At 68.1% G+C, this 20,089-nt stretch carries 19 protein-coding genes; 9 read left to right on the plus strand and 10 right to left on the minus strand.

The annotated features are described in order from the left end of the window. The first annotated feature begins 75 nt into the window (after positions 1-75). Positions 76-834, plus strand: coding sequence for a class I SAM-dependent methyltransferase (locus DIZ26_RS13285; protein ID WP_112240893.1), 759 nt, complete (start codon positions 76-78; stop codon positions 832-834). Continuing rightward, complete coding sequence (locus tag DIZ26_RS13290; RefSeq protein WP_112240895.1) at positions 831-4,919, plus strand: alpha-(1->3)-arabinofuranosyltransferase; 4,089 nt, start codon at positions 831-833, stop codon at positions 4,917-4,919. Before DIZ26_RS13285 ends, DIZ26_RS13290 begins: the two co-directional genes overlap by 4 nt. On the opposite strand, the gene DIZ26_RS13295 is transcribed toward DIZ26_RS13290, so the two are convergent. Together DIZ26_RS13295 and DIZ26_RS13300 are read right to left on the minus strand one after the other, a co-directional pair. Then, on the minus strand, positions 4,808-6,031 hold the full coding sequence (locus DIZ26_RS13295) for an acyltransferase family protein (protein ID WP_112240897.1): 1,224 nt from the start codon (positions 6,029-6,031) through the stop codon (positions 4,808-4,810). The two genes, DIZ26_RS13290 and DIZ26_RS13295, sit on opposite strands and share 112 nt — an antisense overlap. Beyond that, the gene (locus DIZ26_RS13300; protein ID WP_112240899.1) at positions 6,028-7,860 is read right to left on the minus strand and encodes a hypothetical protein; all 1,833 of its coding nucleotides are present in this window, start codon (positions 7,858-7,860) and stop codon (positions 6,028-6,030) included. The genes DIZ26_RS13295 and DIZ26_RS13300 overlap by 4 nt, the downstream gene beginning before the upstream one ends. A 111-nt stretch (positions 7,861-7,971) precedes the next feature. On the opposite strand from DIZ26_RS13300, the gene DIZ26_RS13305 reads away from it, so the two are divergent. Continuing rightward, on the plus strand, positions 7,972-9,063 hold the full coding sequence (locus DIZ26_RS13305) for a DUF3068 domain-containing protein (protein ID WP_112240901.1): 1,092 nt from the start codon (positions 7,972-7,974) through the stop codon (positions 9,061-9,063). Here DIZ26_RS13305 and DIZ26_RS13310 read toward each other — a convergent pair. The 3 genes from DIZ26_RS13310 to DIZ26_RS13320 are packed head-to-tail and all read right to left on the minus strand — an operon-like array spanning position 9,060 to position 10,961. Beyond that, a complete protein-coding gene (locus tag DIZ26_RS13310; protein ID WP_232828311.1) occupies positions 9,060-9,866 on the minus strand; it encodes a class I SAM-dependent methyltransferase in 807 nt (268 codons plus the stop codon). The two genes, DIZ26_RS13305 and DIZ26_RS13310, sit on opposite strands and share 4 nt — an antisense overlap. A 10-nt stretch (positions 9,867-9,876) precedes the next feature. Further along, entirely contained in the window at positions 9,877-10,398 is a 522-nt protein-coding gene (locus tag DIZ26_RS13315; RefSeq protein WP_112240903.1) for an SRPBCC family protein, read from the minus strand. Then, positions 10,395-10,961: a TetR/AcrR family transcriptional regulator gene (locus DIZ26_RS13320; protein ID WP_112240905.1), complete on the minus strand. Its 567-nt coding sequence runs from the start codon at positions 10,959-10,961 to the stop codon at positions 10,395-10,397. The genes DIZ26_RS13315 and DIZ26_RS13320 overlap by 4 nt, the downstream gene beginning before the upstream one ends. 105 nt (positions 10,962-11,066) lie before the next feature. Here DIZ26_RS13320 and DIZ26_RS13325 point away from each other — a divergent pair, with 105 nt between their 5' ends. The 3 genes from DIZ26_RS13325 (at position 11,067) to DIZ26_RS13335 (ending at position 14,399) form a co-directional block, all read left to right on the plus strand. Continuing rightward, entirely contained in the window at positions 11,067-11,972 is a 906-nt protein-coding gene (locus DIZ26_RS13325) for a phosphotransferase (protein WP_112240907.1), read from the plus strand. A gap of 259 nt (positions 11,973-12,231) precedes the next feature. After that, on the plus strand, positions 12,232-13,710 hold the full coding sequence (gene rpsA / locus DIZ26_RS13330) for a 30S ribosomal protein S1 (RefSeq protein WP_112240909.1): 1,479 nt from the start codon (positions 12,232-12,234) through the stop codon (positions 13,708-13,710). Between the two features lie 122 nt (positions 13,711-13,832). Beyond that, entirely contained in the window at positions 13,833-14,399 is a 567-nt protein-coding gene (locus DIZ26_RS13335) for a cysteine hydrolase family protein (RefSeq protein WP_112240911.1), read from the plus strand. An 18-nt stretch (positions 14,400-14,417) separates the two neighbouring features. Here the strand turns inward: DIZ26_RS13335 and DIZ26_RS13340 are convergent, their stop codons facing one another. The 5 genes from DIZ26_RS13340 to DIZ26_RS13360 all read right to left on the minus strand — a co-directional run bounded on the left by DIZ26_RS13340 (position 14,418) and on the right by DIZ26_RS13360 (position 17,493). After that, positions 14,418-15,002 (minus strand): mycothiol transferase, encoded by a 585-nt coding sequence (locus DIZ26_RS13340; protein WP_112240913.1) that lies wholly within the window; start codon positions 15,000-15,002, stop codon positions 14,418-14,420. A gap of 54 nt (positions 15,003-15,056) precedes the next feature. After that, positions 15,057-15,500: an SRPBCC family protein gene (locus tag DIZ26_RS13345; RefSeq protein WP_112240915.1), complete on the minus strand. Its 444-nt coding sequence runs from the start codon at positions 15,498-15,500 to the stop codon at positions 15,057-15,059. Between the two features lie 25 nt (positions 15,501-15,525). Next, positions 15,526-15,864: an ArsR/SmtB family transcription factor gene (locus DIZ26_RS13350; protein ID WP_112240917.1), complete on the minus strand. Its 339-nt coding sequence runs from the start codon at positions 15,862-15,864 to the stop codon at positions 15,526-15,528. Further along, a complete protein-coding gene (locus DIZ26_RS13355; RefSeq protein WP_112240919.1) occupies positions 15,861-16,322 on the minus strand; it encodes an SRPBCC domain-containing protein in 462 nt (153 codons plus the stop codon). The genes DIZ26_RS13350 and DIZ26_RS13355 overlap by 4 nt, the downstream gene beginning before the upstream one ends. A gap of 79 nt (positions 16,323-16,401) precedes the next feature. Further along, positions 16,402-17,493 carry a DNA glycosylase AlkZ-like family protein gene (locus tag DIZ26_RS13360; RefSeq protein ID WP_112240921.1) on the minus strand — a complete coding sequence of 364 codons (1,092 nt, stop codon included), beginning with the start codon at positions 17,491-17,493 and terminating at the stop codon, positions 16,402-16,404. Between the two features lie 140 nt (positions 17,494-17,633). Here DIZ26_RS13360 and DIZ26_RS13365 point away from each other — a divergent pair, with 140 nt between their 5' ends. The 3 genes from DIZ26_RS13365 to coaE are packed head-to-tail and all read left to right on the plus strand — an operon-like array spanning position 17,634 to position 20,069. Then, on the plus strand, positions 17,634-18,968 hold the full coding sequence (locus DIZ26_RS13365; protein WP_112240923.1) for a dihydrolipoyl dehydrogenase family protein: 1,335 nt from the start codon (positions 17,634-17,636) through the stop codon (positions 18,966-18,968). Beyond that, complete coding sequence (locus tag DIZ26_RS13370) at positions 18,965-19,420, plus strand: Cif family virulence factor (RefSeq protein WP_112240925.1); 456 nt, start codon at positions 18,965-18,967, stop codon at positions 19,418-19,420. Before DIZ26_RS13365 ends, DIZ26_RS13370 begins: the two co-directional genes overlap by 4 nt. Positions 19,421-19,439: 19 nt before the next feature. Then, positions 19,440-20,069, plus strand: a complete 630-nt coding sequence (gene coaE / locus DIZ26_RS13375) for a dephospho-CoA kinase (RefSeq protein ID WP_112240927.1) — start codon at positions 19,440-19,442, stop codon at positions 20,067-20,069. Positions 20,070-20,089 lie beyond the last annotated feature (20 nt).

Consider the following 20,089-nt stretch of genomic DNA (forward strand, 5'->3'; position numbering starts at 1 on the left):
CAGGTAATGGGCCGCGAGGTTACCAAGGAGTAACGATGTCCGCCAGCCTTCGTGAGATCCGTTATCGTCCCGCCTGTGTCCGAAGCGATTTCCAGCCCACCGGCGACCGCGGCCTGGACCGCGGATCTCGGTCGCGCGGTACGGCTGTTCCGGGCGTTCCGCAGTGAGCAGTCGGACCCGGATCGCTTCTACAGAACGCTTGCCGAGGACTCGGTCGCCCTGGTCGGCACGTACGCCGATCCGCGCGGCGCGACCGTTCTCGACGTCGGCGGCGGCCTCGGCTATTTCGCGGACGCCTTCCACCGGGCCGGTGCGACCTACTACCTGGTCGACTCCGACCTCGACGAGCTGAGCGACCTGGAGGAGCCGGCCGCCGGCACTGTCGTCGCCAGTGGGACGGCGTTACCGGTCGGCGACGGCCAGGTCGACATCTGTTTCTCCTCGAACGTGCTGGAGCACGTAGCCGATCCCTGGCGAATGGCCGACGAACTCGTCCGCGTCACCAGACCCGGCGGCACGGTCGTCCTCTCGTACACGGGCTGGTGGGGCGTGCACGGCGGCCACGAGACCGCGCCCTGGCACCTGTTCGGCGGCCACCGCGCGGCCCGGCGCTACCAACGCCGCCACGGCCGCGCACCGAAGAACCGGTACGGCGAATCGCTCTTCCCGATCACCATCGCCGGCGGCCTGCGCTGGGCCCGCCAGTGCGTCGAGGCCGAGCTCGTGGCGGCCTTCCCGCGCTACCACCCGCGCTGGGCGTACGGCGTACTGGCTGTGCCCGGGTTGCGCGAGGTCGCCACCTGGAACCTCGTCCTGGTGCTCCGGCGTCGATGAAGGGCCTGAAGGCGCGGAGTACGCAACAGGTGGTCTGGCGAGCACGGCTCGTCCTCGGCTGCCTGGTCCTCGTTGCCCTGTGCTTCCACCAGGCACCCGGCAAGATCGTGCCCGACACCAAGCTGGACCTCACGGCCAACCCAGGCGGCTTCCTGTTGCGAGCCCTGCATCTGTGGGACCCGCAGGGCGCCTTCGGGCAGCTGCAGAACCAGGCGTACGGCTATCTGCTGCCGATGGGTCCGTTCCATTGGCTGCTGGACACGGCATCGGTACCGGACTGGGTCATCCAGCGGCTGTGGTGGTCTCTGGTCCTCTGCGCTGCCTTCCTGGGCGTCTGGAAGCTGTCAGGTGCTCTGGACTGCGGTGCTCCGTGGGCGCGGTTCGCCGCCGCGCTGCTGTACGCCTTGAGTCCGCGGATGCTCGGTGAGGTGGCGATCCGGTCCATCGAGGTCTGGCCGATCGCGATGGCTCCGTGGGTCCTCCTGCCGCTGGTGACGCCGCGGGCGCGGTCGGGCTGGTGGCGGGTCGGCTGGTCGGCGCTCGCCTTCGGTCTCGTCGGCGGGGTGAACGCTGTGGCGACCGGAGCCACGCTCGTACTGCCGGCGATCTGGCTGGTCACCCGCCGCTGGGACCGGGCCACGCTGAAGGTCGCCGTGGGCTGGCTGGGATGTGTGGTGGCCGTCGCGTTCTGGTGGCTGGTGCCGCTGATGCTGCTCGGTCGTTACAGCCCGCCGTTCCTCGACTGGATCGAGAACGCCGCTGTCACCACCAAGACGGCGAGCGTCTTCGAGTCCTTCCGCGGTACGTCGCAGTGGCTCAACTTCCTCATGACCGGCAACGGACCGAGCTGGCCCGCGGGCTGGCTGTACGTCACTCAGCCGGCGCTGATCGTCACCACCGTCGCCATCGCCCTGCTGGGCTTGGCCGGCCTCGCGATGAGCTCACTGAAGCACCGAGGCTTCCTGCAGCTGTCCTTGGTCGTCGGCCTGCTCCTGATGACGTTCGGCCACGACAGCTCACCGCTGTCGCCGCAGCTTCAGGGTCTGCTGGACGGTCCACTGGCGGCCGCACGCAACACGCACAAGTTCGAGCTGGTAGCCCGGCTGCCGGTGACGCTGGCCGCGGCCCACGCGATGACCCGGCTCGCTTCCTGGAGCAGGGCGCGCGGACTGCATCGTCGCCTCGTACCGGTCCTGGCCGCGTGCCTCGCGCTGGCAGTCGGCAGCCCAGCGATCTTCGCCCAACTGCCGACGCACGAGGCGTACCAGGCGATCCCGCAGCACTGGCGGGATGCCGCCGCTTGGCTGGACAGCCAGCAGACGAGCGGCAGCGTGCTCGTAGTACCGGCTGCTTCGTTCGCGGACTTCACCTGGGGTTCCACCGAGGACGAACCGTTCCAGGCCTTGCTCAAGCGTCCGATGGTGGTGCGAGACGCGATGCCCCTCGGCTCCGCCGGTACTACGCGCTGGCTGGACGAAGTCGAGCGCCGACTCGGGTCCGGTGTCGGCGACGGCACGATCCGGCAGACCCTTACCAAGGCAGGCGTGCGCTACGTGCTGGTCCGCAACGACCTTCGGTACGACGCGCAGGTCAGTTCGCTGATCGCAGTCCACGAAAGCCTGGCCGAAGCCGGTCTCGGCCGCGTCGCCACCTTCGGCCCGGTAGTCGGCAGCGCGCGGGAGCGGCCCGACCTGACGGTCGACGAGAAGTCCCGGCTGCCGTATCCCAGTTTGGAGATCTACGACGTCGGTGACACGGCCCCCGCGCGACTGGTGCCGCAGTCACAGCTGGTGGAGGTCCGCGGTGCCTCTGAAGACGTCCCGTCCGTCCTGACCGCGCTCGGCGGTGAGCACGAGGCTGTCACCAGCAATGACGCCAAGGCATTGCCTCGCAAGCTCCCGCTGGTCCAGACCGACGGTATGCAACGCCGTGAGGTCGACATCGGCCGGCCGGCCGAGAACGTCTCACCGGTCCTGGCGGCCAACGATCCCGGTCGCCTGAATCGTCGCACCCTCGGCTACGTCATCGACCCCACAGCACCCAGTACTACGCGCGCGTGGGCGGACGGCGTCGTCGACGTACGGGCTTCGTCGTCGGCCTCCGATGCCGGCGCGACGATCCGGACCGGACCCGGCAACGGCCCGTTCGCAGCGGTGGACGGCGATCCGTCGACGCGCTGGATCTCGGGCCGGTTCGGTCACAGCGGCGGCGAGTGGCTCGAGCTGGACTTCGTCTCACCGCGCTCGGTGCAGAATCTCAAGGTTCAGTTCTCGCTCGCGGCGCCGACGACCGACCCGGTGCGGACTGTGCAGGTGGACACCGACAGCGGCTCGCTGACGGCCGTGGTCGGCGCAACCAACAATCCGCAGAGCATTCCGACGCCACCGGGACCGACTCAGCGACTGCGGATCACGGTCGGCGTGACGGATGGCAAGAACCCCAACGGTGTCGCCATCTCAGAGGTCTCCCTGCCCGGCCTCGCGCCGCGCAGCAGGCTCGTCGTACCGGGTGGGCTGGATCGGCAACCCGAGGCGATCGTGCTGCGGAACCAGCAACTTGGTCGTAGTGGATGCCTGCATGCGGGCGGCCGTCCGTTGTGCGGCACGAGTTTCGCGAAGGATTCCGAGGAGCCGACGGGGTTGTTCCGCAGCATCGAGTTGCCCGCGGCCGCGTCGTACCAGCTGATCGGGACCGCGTTGCCGCGGGACGGAGCCTTCTTGGAGCGACTGCTGGCTGTTCCGGGAGCGATCGGCGCGACTGCTTCGTCGCGAGCGGTGACTGCGCCGGAGGGAAGACCCGGGGCAGCGGTCGACCGGGATCTGGGCACCGGCTGGGTGGCGGCGCCGGGCGACCTGCGGCCGACCTTGACCTTGAAGTTGCCGGCGGCAAGGAAACTCCAGGGCCTGCAGTTCCTCGCGGATCCGTTCCTGGCCGCGTCCAGACCGGCCGAGGTGTCGGCCCGCCTGGACGGCGGACCGGCGATCACGCTGCCGGTGTCGGCGGAAGGCTATCTGACCTTCCCGGACCAGCAGCGAAAGCTCAGGTCGGTGGAGCTCACCTTCACGGCCAAGAAGGACGTGTTCACGCTCGACTCGGCGACCGGGTTCGCCCAGGCGCTGCCGGTCGGGGTCTCGGAGGTCCGGGTGCTCGGCGCGGACAACCTCCGCAGAGGGCCGAACCTGAACGGCCGGACCGGTTCGCTGTGCGGCTTCGGTCCGTCGGTCGAGGTGAACGGCGTACCCCACACCACGAAGCTGGCCACGACCGTGGCCGACGTCCTGCAGCGGCGAAGGGTCACGTTCACGACCTGCGACAAGGGCATCGGCCGACCCGCACTGCGGTTGCCGGCCGGTCGCGCAACGCTGGATGTCCTGGCCAGCAAGGACTTCGTGCCGATCCAGGTGAAGCTCACCAAACCCGGATCGGCCAATGCGGCGGTCACTCCGACCAAACAGGTCGACATCTGGCGACCGAATCCGGCGGAGCTGACCCTCGAAGTACCGTCGGCCGACGAGCCTTCGGTGCTGACGGTGGCGCAGAACTACAGCGACGGTTGGGCGGCGTACGACCGCTCCGGGCGCAAGCTGGTGCCGATCCGCATCGGTGGCTGGCAACAAGGATGGTTGCTGCCGGCGGGGCCCGAGCAGGTCGTCACGGCGCGGTTCCTGCCTGATCGGAGCTACCGCGCCGGTCTACTGGTCGGACTGGTCAGCTTGCTGTCGGTCGCGGCGCTGGCGATCTTCGCCCGGCGCAGATCCAGGCAGTCGGCTCACCGGCTGAAGGAAGGCCGCCGGCTAAGTCCTTGGCTTGCGATGGCACTGGCGATCGCGGCCGGCACCTTCATGGCTGGTTGGATCGGCTTGGCCGCCACCGCGGTCGCCGCAGTACTGGCCTGGTACCTGCGTGGGCGCAAGCCGGTGCTGATCGGTACGGCGGCAGCTGTCGTCTTCGCCGGTGGAGTGATTGCGGCCGTTCAGCCTTGGCCGGACGCCGCAGCGGGCCTGACCTCAGGAGTCGTCCAGGCATCGGTGCTGTTCGGCTGTGCGCTGGCTCTGTTGTCCAGGCCGACCGGCGACACGTCGTAGTTCCGGTCGCGCCGTCCGCGGCGCATGATCGGCCGCTCCATCAGGTAGTAGCTGGCGGCCGCCAACAGCCCCGAGCTGATCACGGTGCTGACGAACAGCAGCGCGAAATGCCCCGAGAACAAGGGGAATCCAGCTAGCTGGGCAATGACGTTCAGAACGACGAGGTGGTAGGCGAAGACGCCGTACGAGATGTCACCGGCGACGTGGCCGGCCTTGCCACCGAGGACCGCGGCGATGCGGCGGGTCGGCGTGATCGCGGGCAGGATCACGCACGCGGCGATCGCGGTGTAGAGCAAGTTCTTGACGAACGCCTGCCCGGGTGACGGCGGGTTCAGGTTGTACGGGCCGGCGAGCGGACTGGTCGCGATCAGCAGCAGGGCGATCCCGATGCCCCAGACGGTGGCCGGCAGTTTGGCGAGCGTGTCGAGTGCGGAAGTCCCCAAGCGCCCGCTGCTTCGCGCCACCTGCCACAAAGCGAGCCCCATCCCGACGGCGAACCAGCCGACGTACCCGGGCAACCAGAGACCAGCGCGCGAATGACCGGAAGCCGTGACAGCAGCCATCCAGCTCGGACCGAGCACAGTGAGACAAGCCAGTACTGCGAGGCGCCAGCGCACCGCCCGTCGGGTCGGCCGCTCGTAACCGGTCAGGAATCGCGCGAGGAACGGCAGTACCAGGTAGAAGGCGACCTCTGTCGCCAGGCTCCAGAACTGCGTCAGCCCTTCCACCGAAGGGACGTTGCTGTAGATCTGGATCAAGGTCGCATGCTGGAGGTACGCCGTCCACGACACCGGCCCCGCGTTCGGAACCAGCACGGCGGCCAGGATCACGGCAACCCAGAGCACGGGCAGGATTCGCAGCGCACGGTTGCGCAGGTACGGCAGTGTCAGCGGCGGCTCGGTCTCCTCGAACCAGGCCACCACGTGCGGGCGGTAGAGCAGGAAGCCGGAGATCGCGAAGAAGATCGCGACCCCGATGTCCATCCGGGCCAGGATGCCCGCGAACGGGCCGGCCAGCGCGTCGCCGCTCCGGAATCCGACATGGGTGCTGACGACCGCCAGCGCGCCGATCGCGCGCAGGCCGTCGAGGGCCGCGAACCTGGTCCGCCTCATCCTGTCACCACCGGAAGTCCGATCTCGAGACTGGTGACGCAGACGTTCGCCTGCGGATCCGTCGACCGTACCCGGATCGCGGTCGCGCGGATCCGCGGTGACGGGCCGAAGTACATCGCTGCGGCACCGGCCGGCCAGGCGTCGGCCGGTTCAGGCAAAGCTACTGTCCGGCCGGCGGCGTCGACCAGTTCGATTCGCAATCGTGACTCCCGGTCGGCGAAGTAGCCGACCTTCACGAACCACTCCGCCTCGATCAACTCCTGCTGAGTCGGCCGCAGCGGCCGGGTGACCGGGCGGTTGCGAGGCAGTGGCAGCGTGCCGCAGATCGTCTTCTGCTTCGGCGCAGGGAAGTCGACCCGGGACCAGACGGCCAGGTGGGAAGGCTTGAGCCGACCGGTTTCGTCGACGAGATAAGGGTCGCTGCCGGGGCCTTGCAGACGGAAGGGGACGCCGGTCATTCGCAGTACGGAAGACAGCCGGCGCTCACCGGACAGGATCGTGACGATCGTCGGTGGCATCGGGGTGTCCCAGAGATTGATCGCCGGCCCGGCCTGCTCCAGATCGGCGGTCACGTGGTCGAAGTACGGGCGCGACGGGTTGTCGGCCCAGATCGTGGCGAACCGCGCGTCCGAGACGACGATGCCGGCGGTCCAGGCCAGCAAGCAGGCAAGGGCGACGGCCGGCGCGATCCGGACCGCGATCGGCCGGGGGTGGACAGCTCGCGCGGTCAGCACCACCGCCAAGGTCAGCGGGATCGAGAGGTCCGACCAGTAGTGGTAGTGGATGGTGAAGGTGTCGCCGAAGGCCACGAACCTGCCGTAGGAGACGAGGAAGAGAGTCACCAGCACATAGATCAGGACCGACGCCCACACCAGCAGAGCCCGCCGGTCCTGCCGCCAGGCCACCATCAGCAAGAAGGCTGCCACGATGCCACCCAGGACAACGGCGGCCACGGGTTCCGCAGCGGTACCGAACGGTGGCGCGAGCGCGTTCCACTCCCACGGCCCGCCGACGAGCGCGGCCAGCGGTACTGCGAACGAGTGGGCACCGAGTTCCAGCAGCCGGCCGAAGCCGGGGAGGCGGCCTGCCGACGGTCGGCCGTGGCTGACGTAAAGGATGCCGAAGGCAACTATCGGCGCGACCAGGGCGGCGGCGAACGGCAGGCTCTGGCGGACCCATTGCCGGATCGGGCGGTCCCGCAGGTAGAGGGCGACCGCCACCGCGGTGAAGACGATCAGGCCCGACTTCTCCCAGCAGGCCAGCGAGATCAGCAGCGAAAGGGGGCCGGAGGCAACGGCTCGCCGCCGGTTGCCGGCGTACCAGTCGAGGGTCGCGTGCAGGAGCAGCAGGCCGAAGACGTGCGCGGGCAGATTGTTCACCGCGCTCGACAGCGACATGAAGGAAGGCATGCTCAACGGAGTCAGCGCGTAGAGCAGCGTGCCGGTCAGCACCCAGCGGCTCGGGCCGATCAGGCGAAGCAACAGCAGGCCCATCAATGCGATGGCGATCGCCTGCATGACCACGCGCCACGCGATCGTGACGTCCCAGTTCAGTGGAGCGACGGTGGCGAAGAAGGCATAGACGAAGCGAAGTCCGGGTGCGATGTGGTCGTTCACCGGCGTGAGCAGTTCGCCCGGCGCGAACCCGCGGTCGCCCTGGATGAGGAACTCGATGTCGTCGGTCATCCATGAGCCGCGGCGCGCGAGCAGCCCCAGCACGCACGCCTGCACGATCGCGACGGCGGCCACGACAGCCCGCAGTACGGCGATGTCGGGCGCGCCGGACAGCACCTTTGCCAGCCGCGCCGGAACGCTCTCGATCCCCCTCATGGGGCCGGACTATATGACAGTTCGGCCACTGCCGGATTTTGTCGCTCCCGGTCTCTGTTCAACCTGCCTACCCGCTGGTAGCGTCCCGCGGACAGACCGGGAGGGGTTGTTGTGGGGAATCGCAGTCGTGCCTTGGTGATCGCACTGGGCATCTTCTTCATCGGCGTTGCTGCTTTGTCCAAGTTCTACGCGTATCCGACGCTGGCGGTGGCGCCGGCCGACCAGGTCGCGCACACCTTGTCGACCGGACCGGGCGCGACCATCTTCAGCGTGAAGGACCTGGCCGAGAAGCCGGGTGTCGACCTGTGGGCCCGGCGGACGGTTCGCGGCGACGTCGCCGCCGCCGACAAGATCAGCAAGGCCCTGAACCGCAAGGTCGTCGTCTTCGACACCGCCGTGGTGACCGACGACGAGAAGGACTACACCTTCCCCGACGACGCGACGCAGACCGACAAGCTGCCGCTGAGCTTCGTCCAGGAACGCGTCGTGCTCGACGCCCACACCGGCGAAGCGGTGCGCTGGAACCCCAGCGACCCGGCCGACAACAGCGGCGAGTACATCAGCAGCTCGCTCAAGACCGAGGACCGGCTGAAGCCCAAGGAGGACAGCGAGTTCTTCAAGGGACACGAGGGTCTGGTGCTCAAGTTCCCGTTCGGGACCGAGAAGAAGACCTACAAGTTCTGGGACACCACGACGCGCAAGGCGTACCCGATCCAGTACAAGAGCGAGACGAAGCTGGACGGCCTGCCCGTGTACGTCTTCGAGCAGCAGGTGCCGAAGCAGGACCTGCCGCAGGCGAAGCCGCTCGAGGTGCCCGGCAACCTGGTGGGCGAGCCGGGCAAGGACTCGGTCGTCGTGCAGCGCACGTACCAGAACACCCGGACCCTGTGGATCGAGCCGGTCACCGGCGCGATCATCAAGGGCCAGGAGGAGCAGCTCGCGACCTTCGCCTACAACGGTGAGGACAAGGTCACTGCGACCAAGGTGAAGATCTACTACGACGACGACACCGTGAAGAAGAACGTCGAAGGCGGCAAGGGCGACGAGAAGAAAGAGGGCGGCTACAAGGCGAAGGCCGCCCAGTTGCATCTGATCGGCTTCTGGGTCCCGCTGATCTCGCTCATCATCGGACTGCTGTTGCTCGCCCTGGTCGTCTACCTGCAGCTGCGGCCGCGGGGTGCTCGCAGGGCCGAAGAGGTCTAGGCAGGCTTGTGGGCGGACCAGATCGCGGTACCGGGAATCAACCGGCCGCGTTCTGGTCCCCAGCCGCCCCAGACCTGGTCGTGGCCGGCGGGCCATTCGGGTTCGAGCAGGTCGTCGACGATCAGGCCGGCTCCGGTCAGTGCCCGGATCCAGTCGCCGGTGGTGCGATGGTGCTCGGCGTAGACCGGCGTACCGGCTGCGTCGGTTTCGACGTACGGCGTGCGGTCGAAGTACGACTGGGTGATCCGCAGGCCGGCCGGGGTCGGGTCGTCGGGCATGCTCCAGCGGATCGGGTGCGTCACGGAGTACACGAGCAGGCCGCCGGGCTTGAGGACGCGGGCGATCTCGGTCAACGCGGCTTCGGCGTCGGCCACGAACGGCAGCGCACCGAAGGCCGAGCAGACGAGGTCGAAAACGCTGCTGGCAAAGGGAATTCGTACTGCGTCCGCGGCGACCGTCCGTACGGCGGTACCGGTTCGGCGGTCCAGGTTCCTGGCGATCCGCAACTGCTCGACCGAGATGTCGAAGGCGTAGACGTCGGCGCGCTGCTTCGCCAGCCAGCGTGAGCACTGGGCCGCTCCGCACCCCACCTCGAGGATCCGGCGGCCGGTGACCGGGCCGAGCAACTGGGCCTGCTCCTCGTCGACACCCTCCGGACACCAGATGAACCGGTCGTCGCCGAGGAACTCGCCGTGCTCGGCGAGATACTCGTCGGCCGCGCTGTCCCAGTAGGTCCGGCTCGCGCGCGACGTCTCGGTCTCACTCAACCCGATCCGCTGCGGCGCGGTCACCTCGTAGTCCACGCCGTTCACCCTAGGGCGTTGCGGCGATCCGGGCCGCGAGTGCCTCGTTCATCGCGGTGAACTGCGGCTTGATCTTGCTGTCCAGCCAGCCGGACATCACCGGTACGGCGACGCCGCGGAAGGTCTCCTGCTGGATCAGCCGTGACCGGCCGCCGGGCAGCGCCTCGATCCGGAACGAGTGCTCGCCGTCGAAGATCCCGCCGAAGCCGACCTTGCCGATCCAGCGCAGCTCGCGGCCAGGTTCGACGGCCAGCAGTTTCGGGGTGAAGGTCGTCTCCTTGCCGGCCGCGTCCTTGAGGACGTTGGTGATCGTGGCGCCGGCCGCCAGGTCCCCGGTCGAGGAGACGATGAACGGGTTCCACTCGGGGTAGCTCGTGCGGTCGGTCAGCACCTTCCAGACCTGGTCCGGCGTGGCATCCAGCTCGATCGCGGTCCGGAGCACGGTCGGCCTGGCGATCGAGAACACGCAGTACGCGATCAGGACGACAGCTACGGTTCCGAACCCGATCAGTACTTTGCGCTTCTTGGTCATGTCGGTTCCTCACCGAGGACGCTGCTCACGAGCGTCCTCGCGTAGTCGGGGGTGAGCGGCTCGCCCGTGACGAGCAGCCGGTAATACAGCGGGCCGACGAGTTGGTCGACCAGGACCGCGGGGGAGACGTGGCCCAGCACCAGCCCGGCTTCCTGAGCGCTGGCGACTACAGCAGTCACAGCTCGATGGCGATCGGCCCAGAGTGCGCGCACGCTTTCGCCGACTCGGGGCTCGCGAGCTGCCGCGGCGGCGAGATCGGCGATCAGCGTGGTCGGGGTGGCGGTGAGGCCGGCAGCGATGGCGGTGACCAGCTCGGTGAGGTCGCGCCGCGGATCGTCAGTGGGCTCGAACGGCACGTCATCACGGAGATTGACGATCAGTGCGACGACCAGTTCAGCCTTGGTGGCCCAGCGCCGGTACAGCGTCGTCTTCGCGACCCCGGCCTGCTCGGCGACCCGGTCGATCGAGAGACCGTCGTACCCGGTACGCCGCATCTCCGCCGCGGCGGCTGCCAGCACCCGCCCGTCGATCCCGCCGTCGCGCGGTCTGCCGCGTGCCGCCATCGTTCGTTCCTTTCCGCTACTCCGGTGTCGTAAAAGACCGTAGCAGGATTATCGCTACTTCGGTAGCGGAAAAACTCGCCGGGGATCGGTGGCAGGATCGCGGGGGTGGACGGTTTCGAAGCGATCGCGGCCAGTGCTGTTCCGTTGACCGGTGGCTACGGCGGTGAGACGTACGCCGTGAGCGCCGCCGGCGAGGACGCCGTACTGCGGTTGTATGTGCGCCGGCCCGCTCGGGCGGCTGTGGACGTCTCGTTGATGCGGCTCGTGCGTGGGCTGCTTCCGGTACCGCGCGTGCTGGACGCGAAACCGGAGGTGTCGGACGAGGGGCCTCCTTATGTACTGACCGAGCGGCTGCCTGGGATGAACCTGGAGAAGTACCTGGAGAGCGCCGGAGAGGCGGAGCGGCAGCGGGTGGGGGAGCAGCTCGGGGACCTGCTGGTGCGGCTCAGTGGCATGCCGTTCCTAAACTTCGGGCAGTTCGTGGGGCGGGAGTTGGTGATCGAGTCCTTCGGTGACGGCGGGCTCCTGCAGTGGTTCAACCAGCACGTCTCGGATCTGGGATTGACCCGGGATCAGGTGGCGTCGATGGAGGCCGTGATCGACCGGGCCGACGAGCTCGCCGACAGCGGAGTCGACCGGGTCTGCCTCGTGCACAGCGACTTCAACCCGAAGAACCTGCTGGTGGACCCGGCGACGGCACGGATCACCGGGCTGATCGACTGGGAGCTCGCGCACGCTGGTTCGCCGTATACGGATCTGGGGAATCTGCTGCGGTTCTGCGACGATCCGGTGCTCGGCGAGGCGGTGCTGGGCGTCGTACAGGCTTCCGGTCTCGATCTCGGCGACCGGGTGGTGGAGCGGGGGCGGGTGGCGGATCTGTGGGCGCTGATCGATCTCGCGAGCCGGCCGGCGGCCAACCCGGTCGCCGCTGCGGCCCACACGCTGATCACCCGGATCGCCGACACGGGCGACCTCGCGGGCGGCCGGGGCTGGCCTGACGTCGTACATTGAGTTCAGGTGTTGATGAGTGGCACGTCGGGAGACCTCGGCGGGCAGCCGGTACGGCCGGGTGCCCCGGGTTGCCCTGCCCGAGTCAATAGCCGTATTCTGTGAGATGCGCTATGGGCCCGCGCGACCTCGGACGGAGCAGGCTCGTGCTCGCAGCAGTCGGTGGTGACTCTGTCCTGTTCAGGCAATCCAGCGGTTGGGTGCGATCCAACGGTCCCAGCGCACCCGTACGACACCATCAGCCCACGGAGCAACCCACCACATGACGGCCAGCATCGAGGCACCTCTCGACCCCGCAGTACGCACCACCCCGCAGGTAGCGGTCAATGACATCGGGTCGGAGGAAGACTTCCTCGCGGCGATCGATCAGACCATCAAGTACTTCAACGACGGCGACATCGTTGAAGGGACCATCGTCAAGGTCGACCGGGACGAGGTTCTCCTCGACATCGGTTACAAGACCGAAGGCGTCATCCCCTCCCGTGAGCTGTCGATCAAGCACGACGTCGACCCCAACGAGGTCGTCAACGTGGGCGACCACGTCGAGGCCCTTGTTCTCCAGAAGGAGGACAAGGAAGGCCGTCTGATCCTGTCCAAGAAGCGCGCTCAGTACGAGAAGGCGTGGGGCACGATCGAGAAGATCAAGGAAGAGGACGGCGTCGTCACCGGCACCGTCATCGAGGTCGTCAAGGGTGGACTCATCCTGGACATCGGCCTGCGTGGCTTCCTGCCTGCCTCGCTGGTCGAGATGCGCCGGGTCCGCGACCTCCAGCCGTACGTCGGCCAGGAGATCGAGGCCAAGATCATCGAGCTCGACAAGAACCGCAACAACGTGGTTCTGTCGCGCCGGGCGTGGCTGGAGCAGACGCAGTCCGAGGTGCGGATGAACTTCCTCACCCAGCTGCAGAAGGGCCAGATCCGCAAGGGTGTCGTCTCCTCGATCGTCAACTTCGGTGCGTTCGTGGACCTCGGCGGCGTCGACGGTCTGGTGCACGTCTCGGAGCTGTCCTGGAAGCACATCGACCACCCGACCGAGGTCGTCGAGGTCGGCCAGGAGGTCACCGTCGAGGTGCTGGACGTCGACATGGACCGCGAGCGCGTCTCGCTGTCGCTGAAGGCGACCCAGGAAGACCCGTGGCAGCAGTTCGCCCGGACCCACCAGATGGGCCAGATCGTGCCCGGCAAGGTCACCAAGCTGGTTCCGTTCGGTGCGTTCGTCCGCGTGGAGGAGGGCATCGAGGGTCTGGTGCACATCTCCGAGCTGGCCGAGCGTCACGTCGAGATCCCGGAGCAGGTCGTTCAGGTGAACGACGACGTGATGGTCAAGATCATCGACATCGACCTCGAGCGTCGCCGGATCTCGCTGTCGCTGAAGCAGGCCAACGAGGGCGTCGACCCGGTCTCGGACGACTTCGACCCCACGCTGTACGGCATGGCGGCGACGTACGACGACCAGGGCAACTACGTCTACCCGGACGGCTTCGACCCGGAGACCGGCGAGTGGCTCGAGGGCTTCGACAAGCAGCGTGAGGAGTGGGAGCGGCAGTACGCCGAGGCCCACGCGCGCTGGGAGGCCCACAAGAAGCAGATCGAGGACGCCAAGACGGCGGACGTCGAGGCCGGCGAGGCGTCGACGTACTCCTCCGCGGCCGCCCCGAAGGACGACGCGCCCGTCGAGGGCGCACTCGCTTCCGACGAGGCACTGCAGGCCCTCCGCGAGAAGCTCACCGGCCAGGGCTGAGTAGTTCCGTAGCACCAACCGAGACCCCCGCACCCTTCTGGGTGCGGGGGTCTCGCGTTTCCGGTGGGACTTGTCGGTGGGGAGTCGTACGGTGGCTGGAGGGCGAATGTTGGGAGGGTGTTGTGAGTAGGTTCGAGGGGCGGCCCAATGCTGCGTTGCTGGTGATCGACGTGCAGAAAGGGGTTGTGGGGGAGGCGTACGAGCGCGACCGGGTGGTTGGGAACATCCGGCAGTTGGTCGACAAGGCCCGGGCGGATGGCGTCGACGTCGTCTGGGTCCAGCACAGTGGTGGGGAGCTGACGCAGGGGAGCGAGGGCTGGGAGTACGTGCCGGAGTTGGTACGGCGTGAGCCCGAGCCGCTGGTGCACAAGACCTACCCGGACTCGTTCGAGGACACCGAGCTCGAGGCGGTGCTGGCGGAGCGCGGGATCGGGCGGCTGTTCGTGTCCGGGGCGCAGACCGACGAGTGCATCCGCTCGACGTTGCACGGTGCGCTGGTTCGCGGGTACGACGCGACGCTGGTCGCCGACGCCCACACGACCGAGGACCTGACCGAGTACGGCGCGCCGCCGCCCGACAAGGTGATCGCGCACACCAACCTGTACTGGCAGTACCACCGTGCCCCCGGGCGAACCGCGGGCACGGTCAGCACTGCCGACATCGACTTCACCACCAAGCCGGACGCCTGAAAGCCGCTGGTACTGCGTTCAGCCCGGCAGCCTGAAGTGGCCGGATTCCGGCTGCCAGCCGGCGGGCGGGTCCTCACCGACGCGGCCGTCGACGGCCTCCCGGAGGAGATCGGCGTGCCCGGTGTGCCGGCCGTACTCCTCGACCATGTCGTACACGAGCCGGCGCAGGTTGGCGTGCCGGCCGTCGGGCCAGGACGCGTGAATCGACTGGTCGAGTCCGCCATCGGTCAACGCCGCCGCGAGCGCGGCCCGGGAGCGCTCGACGGCGTCGTCCCACAGCGCATAGAGCTGTTCCGGTGAGTCGTCGGCGGCGGAGGTGAACTCCCAGTCGTTGTCGCCGTCCCACCCGTTCGCGTCCCAGGGCGCTCCGAGCGGCTTGCCGTGGAGCTTGGTGGTGAATGCGTAGTCCTCCTGGACCGCGAGATGCTTGAGCAGCCCGCCGAGCGTCACCGTGGAGGCGCCGATCCGCGTCTGCAGCCCAGCCGGGTCGAGGCCGTCCGCCTTGAACCGGAACGTCGTCCGCAGCCGTTCCAGCGCCCCGATCAGGTGTTCTGCCTCGGTCCCGGCGAGCGGGGGTTCCCAGGGGGTTTCATTGGTCGTCATGACGCCACCGTAAAACGTGTTCCAGACGATCCACTTCCGAAACCCGCAAGAGCTTCAGTGCCAGTCGCTGATCATCACATCGTGCGGCGACGGGGCGCCGGTGCCGGTTTCGACGAGCGCCTTCAAGCTCAGCAGGTACGACGCCCACTTCGTACTGCAGTGGTACATGAACTCCACCGGCTCCTTCCAGCCGAGGTGTTCGAACCAGACGACCGTGTAGTCGCCGCTCTGCTTGAGCTTCCAGTTGACCGTCGTGCCGACCCATTCCTCGGGTCCCTCGACCACTTCCCAGCGGACGAGTTCGCCCGGGCTGAGTTCGAGGACCTTCATGGAAAAGCCGCCGGGCGGGAACCGGAACTCGACCACGTCGCCGACGCCGGTCTTGCCCGTGGTGTCGGTGGTCCACCAGCCGGCCAGCCCGTCGATCGTGGTCAGCGCCTCGTAGATCCCGTCGGGGGAGGTGGTCTTGGTGGCGATGCGGTGCAGGATGTCGGACATTGCGGTACCTCTTTCTGGACTGTGGTCATTGCTCTTGACTGCGCTGGATCGCCTCAGCGATCCGCTTGATGCGCCGCAGTCGGGCATCCCAGGCGGCCCCGACTGTGGACAGCTGTGCCACAGCGCGAGCCAGTTGGGCGTCGTCGACCCGGTAACGCATCTCCCGGCCGGCCGGCGTGACGTGGACCAGTCCGACCCGATCCAGTACGCCGAGGTGCTTGGCGACCGCCTGCCGCGTCACCGGCAGGTGCTCGCTGAGACTCGTGGCGGTGCCTTCGCCGTTCGCGAGCAGCAGGTCGAGCATCCGGCGCCGGGTCGGGTCGCCGATCGCGGACCACAGGTCGTCGTCGATCGCGGTACTCATCGCGTCGCCGCCAGCCGGGCGGCGTACTCGGCCAGGCGCGGGACGAACATGTCCCAGCCCTCGCTGTGCTCGCGGTAGGCCTCCTCCAGTACGGCGATCTCCCAGCCCTTCTCGCGGAAACCGGATTCGGTCATCCGGAGCTTCGTGCCGGTGCCGGCTGGGAGGAGGTCGAACGTGACCAGCAACGAGGTGCCGCCTGTCGGGGCCTGTTCGTAGACCCAGCGGAACGCGAACCTGCGCGGCCGGTCCGCCTCGACGACGGTGAACGTCTCGACGTGGCTCCGCGGGTTCTCCTTGTCGCCCCAGGCGAGCTCACCGACCGACCCGGGAGTCGCGGACCTCAGCTCCGCCTCATCGGCCCACCACTCCTGCAGGTGCTCGGGGCTGCTGACCACCTCGAAGACGATCTCCGGCGTGGCGTCGATGTGGATCTCGCGCTCGATGGTTCCGAATTCCATGATCTCCCCGTTCTCTGCAACGTATGGTTGCACATAACGTAGACCATGGCGCTGCTTTAGCGCAACCGTTGGTTGCAGATCAGCTGGACGGCAGTTCGACCTTGGCGAGGTCCAGCCAGCCGGCCAGGTCGTCCACCTCGGCGAGGACCGCTTTGCTGATGGCCCGGGTGAAGCGGACGTCTTGGTGGATCGCGTGCACCCGCAGTACGGAGGCTTTCCGGTCGGCGATCGCGTCGAGCTTTCCGACCAGCCGATCGCCGTGCAGGATCGGCAGCGCGAAGTAGCCCCACCTGCGCTTGGCGGCCGGCTTGTACATCTCCAGCGTGTACTCGAAGTCGAACAGTTCCAGCGCGCGGACGCGATTGTGGATCAACCGGTCGAACGGCGACAGCAGCGCCGTCCGCCCTTCGAAGTCGTCGACCGTCGCGAGTGCCGCCGGGTCGACGCGCCAGACGCCGGGCGTGTCCTCGACCTCGACCGGCTCCCCGGTGTCCCCGACGATCGCCGGCTCCACCGGGACCTCCGTGCCCTTGGCGCGCGCGATGCCGAGCGACCGGAGCCGACGCTCGTTCTTGATCTGCAGCGCCTCGGCTGCCGTCGGTACGACGACGTCGGCCGGGTAGACCCGTTCCGCCAGGTCCCAGATCCGCTCCCGCCCGACGCGTCCCGAGATCGCCACCTGACCACGCCTGGCCAGGAACTCGAGCAGCTGGGTGACGTTGCGGTTGTTCGTCCACCCGGTCGATGCCCAAGGCACCGAACAGGTGTCCGGGATGTCGCGGGACGTCAGTGGCCCACGCTCGGCCAGGAGCGCCAGGACGTCTTGCTGGAACGACCGGTTGGCCTCCAGCCAGTCGAGCATCCTCGGCCACTCGGGCACCTCGGCGAGATACAGCCCGGCATCACTCATCGGCCTGATCAACGCGTTCCGCTCGAACAACGTCCGGTCGACCTCGACGGCCTGCTTCAACTGCTCCGGCCGGTACGCCGAACCGAGGCGGCTCCAGGCGACCAGATCGGCGCTCGGGGCGATCGCCGAGGTCGGATCGATCTGCAGCAGCGTCAACTGCCGGACCGTCGCGACCAGGTCGTCCGGCCGCTCCGCGTCCAGCAACTGCGCCCGTACGGCGATGCGCCGCGCCTGCTCCCGAGTCAACCGGCGGATACCCATCCCCGAAGGCTAACCACGGCCGGGGACAATTCGGCGTACGGGCGGTTCGGTACCGGTGTTGTCAGTGTGGCGCGGCTACAAGAGACTGACGGCAGTACTGGCCGCGGTTCGTAGCTACGACGACATCGAAGGACCGGCAAATGACTGACTATGACGTCATCGTGATTGGCGGCGGCTCGCCAGGAGAGCACTGCGCGGGAGAACTGGTCGACCGTGGACTGCGGGTCGCACTGGTCGAGCGCGAACTGGTCGGCGGTGAATGCTCGTACTACGCGTGCATCCCCTCCAAGACGCTCCTGCGCCCGGGTGAGGCCGTGCACCAGGCGCAGGAGGCGGTTTCTACCGCAGAGCTCGACCCCGAGGCGGCACTGGCCTGGCGCGACTTCATGGTTTCCGACTACTCCGACAAGGGTCAGGAGCAGTGGCTGGCAAGCAAGGGGATCGACTTGCTGCGCGGGAGCGGCCGACTCGCCGGCACTGGAGTCGTCGAGGTGGACGGCAAGCAGTACACGGCAGAGAACGTCGTACTGGCTACCGGTTCGGATCCGGTCATCCCGCCGATCCCAGGGCTGCGCGAGCTCGACGGGGTGTGGACGAACCGCGAGGCCACCGCGATGAAGGCTGTCCCGCGTCGCCTCATCGTGCTCGGTGGTGGACCGGTCGGCGTGGAGATGGCCCAAGCCGTACGCCGGCTCGGCGGCGAGGTCGCGTTGATCAACAGTGGCGAGCACATCCTCGCCAAGGAGCCCGCGGCGTTGGGTGAAGCGCTCGGTGAGGTACTCCGGCGCGACGGGGTCGAACTCGTACTGGGCGCCCGGGCGACCGCGGTACGGCGTGACGGTGAGGACTACGTCGTCACGCTGGCCGATGAGCGGGAGTTGCGAGGCGATCGACTCTTGGTCGCCACTGGTCGGCGGCCGCGAGTGGACGGGATCGGCCTGGAGACCGTCGGGCTCGAGGTGGACGCGCACGGCGTACAGGTCGATGAGTACCTGCGGGTCAGTGAGCGGCTGTGGGCTGTAGGCGACGTGACCGGGATCAAGCTGCTGACGCACGTGGGGAAGTACCAGGGTGACGTGGCGGCAGCCAACATCGCCGGTGACCTGCGGAAGGCCAACTACGAGGCTGTGCCGAACGTCGTCTACACCGACCCGCAGGCGGCGTCGGTGGGGGAGACCGAGGGAGCCTTCAGTGCTACGACGGCACTGAAGGACGTTGCGAAGACTGCTACCTACACGCGCGCCTATGCCGAGTCCAACGGCTTCCTGACGCTGTTGAGCGATGGTGAACGGCTGACAGGCGCGTACGCGCTCGGGCCGGAGGCGGGCGAGTGGTTGCAGCAGGCCACTCTCGCCATCCGCGCTCACGTACCGGTGGACGTCGTGGCCGACACGATCCAGCCGTTCCCGACGTTCTCCGAGATCTACGTCGCGACGTTGAAGACGTTGCGTCAGCAGATCGCGGACCGGTCTTGAGAGGATCCGACATCACCGGCACTCGTACCGACACCGAGGCGATCGAGGACGTCGTACGGACGTTCTTCGCCGCCTTCACCTCCGGCCCCGGCTGTGCCGAGCGACTGGACGCGCTCCGGGCGCTCTTCGTACCGACTGCGGTGATTGCCCGGACGTGCGGCTTGGATCCCGCTGTCTACAGCGTCGACGAGTTCATCGCTCCTCGTGCGGCTCTGCTGACGAGCGGCAAACTGGTCGACTTCAAGGAGTGGGCCGTTGCTGGGCGGGTGGAGACGTTCGGCGACATCGCCCACTGGTTCGGCAGTTACGCGAAGGAGGGTGTGCAGGACGGCACTCCTTTCACCGGGCGCGGTATGAAGACGATGCAGTTCATCCGTACGCCGGAAGGCTGGCGGATCACCGCGGCGGCCTGGGACGACGAGCGGCCCGGCCTGACGATGGACGCTGCCTGACCTTCGCTAGGGTTCGGGGGTGCTGAGAGTCGGGCTGACCGGGGGTATCGGAGCGGGCAAGAGTGCCGTGTCGCGGCTGCTCGCAGAGCGCGGCGCGGTGGTGATCGACTCCGACGTGCTGGCGAGGGAAGTCGTCGCCAGAGGGACCGACGGGCTGGCCGCGGTGGTCGAGACGTTCGGCGACGTGCTGACGCCGGAAGGCGAGCTGGACCGGCCGGCCGTTGGCCGGCTGGTGTTCGGCGATGCCGAGGCCCGGCGGAAGCTGGAGGCGATCATCCATCCGCGAGTCCGGGCGCGGGCCGCGGAGATCGAGGCGGCGGCCCCGGCCGAAGCGGTCGTGGTCCACGACATCCCGTTGCTGGTCGAGACCGGACAGGCGGACAGGTTCGACCTCGTGCTGGTGGTCGACGTCCCGCCCGAGCTGCAGCTGAAGCGGCTGACCGAGCTGCGGGGCATGAGCGCCGAGGAGGCCGGGCAGCGAATCGCCAGCCAGGCCCGCCGGGAGGACAGGCTCGCGGCGGCCGATGTCGTGGTCGACAACTCGGGCAGCCTGGCGGACCTCGAGCGCCGGGTCGACGAGGTCTGGACGGAGCTTTCCCGGCGTACCGGAGCGGGCGATGGAGGCCACGGTACGGACACGAAAGGGTGACCCTTGCGCGGGAAATGATG

The sequence above is a fragment of the Kribbella monticola genome (assembly GCF_003261635.1).
GTDB lineage: Bacteria > Actinomycetota > Actinomycetes > Propionibacteriales > Kribbellaceae > Kribbella > Kribbella monticola.